We start from the raw sequence: 2,731 nt of genomic DNA, 5'->3' as shown, positions 1-2,731 counted from the left end.
CCGTCTGATCGCCCAGCCGGTGCTGCGCATGGCCAGCGCCGCCGACCGCGTGCGGCTGGACGGGGCGCGGGCCATTTCCCTGCCGGATATTTCCGGCCGCAAGGACGAGCTGGGCGACCTTTCGCGGGCGCTGGAGGAGATGACCGACTCGATGTCCGAGCGGATGGACGCCATCGAGCGCTTCGCCGCCGACGTCGCCCACGAGATCAAGAACCCCCTGACCTCGATCCGCTCGGCGATCGAGACCCTGGACCTGGTCACCGACCCCGCCGCCCGGGCTCGGCTGCTGGGCATTCTGCAGCAGGATGTCACCCGGCTGGACCGCCTGGTCACCGACATTTCCAACGCCTCCAGGCTGGACGCCGAGCTGTCGCGCGAGGCGCCGAAGGCGTTCGAGCTGAACCTGCTGCTGGCCGAGGTGATCCATCTGTACGAAGCCCAGCTGCGGCCGGGCGAGGCGCCGGGCAGCGTGCGGGTGACGTTCGACGCCAAGGGCGCGCCGCAGCACGCCCGGATCGTGGCGCGCGAGACGCCGATCGGGCAGGTGTTCCGCAACCTGATCGACAACGCCCGCTCGTTCAGCGCCGCCGACGGCGAGGTGCGGGTGACGCTGAAGCGCGATCCGGGGCTGCGCGACCATCACAACCGGCTGATCGTCATGGTCGACGACGACGGTCCGGGCATACCGGCCGAGAATCTGGAGACGATCTTCGAGCGGTTCTACACCTCGCGGCCGAAGGGCAAGGCGTTCGGCGGCAATTCGGGCCTGGGCCTGTCGATCGCCCGCCAGATCATCGAGGCGCACGGCGGGACCATGCGCGCGGAGAACCGCAAGGACGCCGAGGGGCGGGTGATCGGGGCGCGGTTCCGGATCGACCTGCCTGAAGCCGGCGCCCACGGCGCCCATCATCACGGCGGCCAGCGCGAATGATCCGTCACGCGGGGCTGATCGCCCGCCGGGTCGCCGGAACCTGGCGCGGCGCGCTGATCGAAGGCCCCTCGGGCGTCGGCAAGAGCGACCTAGCGCTGCGGGCCCTCGACCAGGGCTTCGTCCTGGTCGCCGACGACCGCACCCTGGTGTTCGTCTCTGGGGGAAAGTTGTACGGCCGCGCGCCCGACGCCCTGGCGGGCCTCGTCGAGGCGCGGGGCCTGGGCGTGCTGCCCCAGTCCTCCCGCCCGTTCTGCCAGATCGACCTGCTGGTGCGCTGCGTGGATCGGCCGCAGGCGGTCGAAAGGCTGCCGGATCCCATGTTCCAGCCCATCGAAGGCGTTTCCACGCGCGTGCTGGACCTGTGGCCTCTGGAACCCGGCGCGCCGGGGAAAATCAGGCGGATGTTTGAGCATCTTGGAGTCGCCGACTAACAAGCGTATCAAGGCGGCCCGCGCGACCCTCCCTGGTCGCCACGGGTTATGGGGATCCCGTTTGAGAGATCAGGCATGATCGGGCTCGTGATAGTCACGCACGGGCGGCTGGCGGAGGAGTTCGTCTCCGCCATGGAGCATGTGGTCGGACCGCAGAGCGCGGTGAAGGCCATCTGCATCGGCCCGGAAGACGACATGGAACGTCGCCGGTCCGACATTCTGAAGGCGTGCGCCGCTGTCGATCAGGATGGCGACGGCGTGATTCTGCTGACCGACATGTTCGGCGGCACGCCGTCGAACCTGGCCATCTCGGTGATGGAGCAGACCAAGGCCGAGGTGATCGCCGGCCTGAACCTGCCGATGCTGATCAAGTTGGCCAGCGTGCGCCAGCGCGAGACCCTGCAGGCCTGCGTCGCCCACGCCCAAGAGGCTGGACGCAAATATATCTCCGTGGCCTCCTACGTGCTCGCTGGGGAAAAGTGAGTCGCATGGCGGCGCGCACGGTCGAGATCATCAACGAGCGGGGGCTGCACGCCCGCGCCTCGGCCAAGTTCGTCAAGCTGGCCTCCGGCTTTGACGCCGAGGTGACGGTCGCCCGCGAGGGCACCAGCGTCGACGCCCGCTCGATCATGGGCCTGATGATGCTGGCCGCCGGCATCGGCTCGACCATCGACATCGAAGCCGAGGGTCCCGAGGCCGACGCGGCGGTCGAGGCCCTCACCGAGCTGGTGTCGAACCGGTTCGACGAGGAACGGTAGCGAGCGCCGCCTCAGCAGAAGGCCGGCGCGACGCTCTCCAGACGGGCGCGGGCGGCGGGGCTGACCTCGCCGACGGTCTTCAGAAACCCTTCGTTGCGCAGGGCCGAGCCGATGAAGGTCCAGCGCATCGCCTGGTGCTGGACCTGGCTGAAGGCCTGCCTCTCCGCCTCCGAAAGCGCGCGTCCCGCGGCGGCCTCCAGCGCCGACAGGTCAAGCTGGACCTGCTGGGCCAGGCCGCCGTCGATGAAGGCGCCGATGTCCAGGAAGTCGTCGACCGCCTTGTCGACCTGCTCCGGCGTGGCCCGGGCGGCCAGTTCGAGGAAGACCAGGGCGTCGAGCTTGGCGTGCTGGGACTCCTCGATCCAGTGGTGCTTGAGAAGGCTCTTGAACTGGGGGTCGAGGTCCTGATCGTCCTGGACGCTTTCGACGTAGTGGCGCTGGGTCGCCCATTCGATGCCGAGGACGAACAGCGCCAGGCCCAGCCGGCTGTGGTCGCGGATTGCCTCCCCGATCGCATCGGCCGGGCCGATGAAGCCGCACGCCACGTCGAAGCCGTCCTCGAAGGCCCGCCGGAAGCGGACGAACAGCTCGATATGCTTTGCCTCCTCGAC

Annotated in this window: 5 protein-coding genes; 4 read left to right on the top strand and 1 reads right to left on the bottom strand. The window is 69.1% G+C overall.

What is annotated here, in order from left to right:
- The 4 genes from AC1DZ6_RS23040 to AC1DZ6_RS23025 all read left to right on the top strand — a co-directional run.
- Positions 1 to 931: HAMP domain-containing sensor histidine kinase (locus tag AC1DZ6_RS23040; RefSeq protein ID WP_477099440.1), on the top strand; the 931-nt coding region annotated here is incomplete at its 5' end.
- Positions 928 to 1,362, top strand: a complete 435-nt coding sequence (locus AC1DZ6_RS23035; protein ID WP_477099439.1) for an HPr kinase/phosphorylase — start codon at positions 928 to 930, stop codon at positions 1,360 to 1,362. The genes AC1DZ6_RS23040 and AC1DZ6_RS23035, both read left to right, overlap by 4 nt.
- Before the next feature lie 75 nt (positions 1,363 to 1,437).
- The gene (locus AC1DZ6_RS23030) at positions 1,438 to 1,845 is read left to right on the top strand and encodes a PTS sugar transporter subunit IIA (protein WP_477099438.1); all 408 of its coding nucleotides are present in this window, start codon (positions 1,438 to 1,440) and stop codon (positions 1,843 to 1,845) included.
- Positions 1,842 to 2,120: an HPr family phosphocarrier protein gene (locus AC1DZ6_RS23025; RefSeq protein WP_477099437.1), complete on the top strand. Its 279-nt coding sequence runs from the start codon at positions 1,842 to 1,844 to the stop codon at positions 2,118 to 2,120. Before AC1DZ6_RS23030 ends, AC1DZ6_RS23025 begins: the two co-directional genes overlap by 4 nt.
- Positions 2,121 to 2,131: 11 nt before the next feature.
- On the opposite strand, the gene AC1DZ6_RS23020 is transcribed toward AC1DZ6_RS23025, so the two are convergent.
- Positions 2,132 to 2,731, bottom strand: a 600-nt coding sequence (locus AC1DZ6_RS23020) for a hypothetical protein (RefSeq protein ID WP_477099436.1), incomplete at its 5' end; no start/stop codon positions are given.

The organism is Caulobacter sp. P1_B12_2, from assembly GCF_056406675.1.
The sequence above is the reverse complement of the archived record's forward strand: the minus strand, read 5'-3'. Positions and strand labels throughout refer to the sequence as shown.

Bases quoted from the DNA above. Each gene is read 5' to 3' on its own strand.
- AC1DZ6_RS23035 (WP_477099439.1), top strand. From the start codon at position 928: ATGATCCGTCACGCGGGGCTGATCGCCCGCCGGGTCGCCGGAACCTGG.
- AC1DZ6_RS23030 (WP_477099438.1), top strand. From the start codon at position 1,438: ATGATCGGGCTCGTGATAGTCACGCACGGGCGGCTGGCGGAGGAGTTC.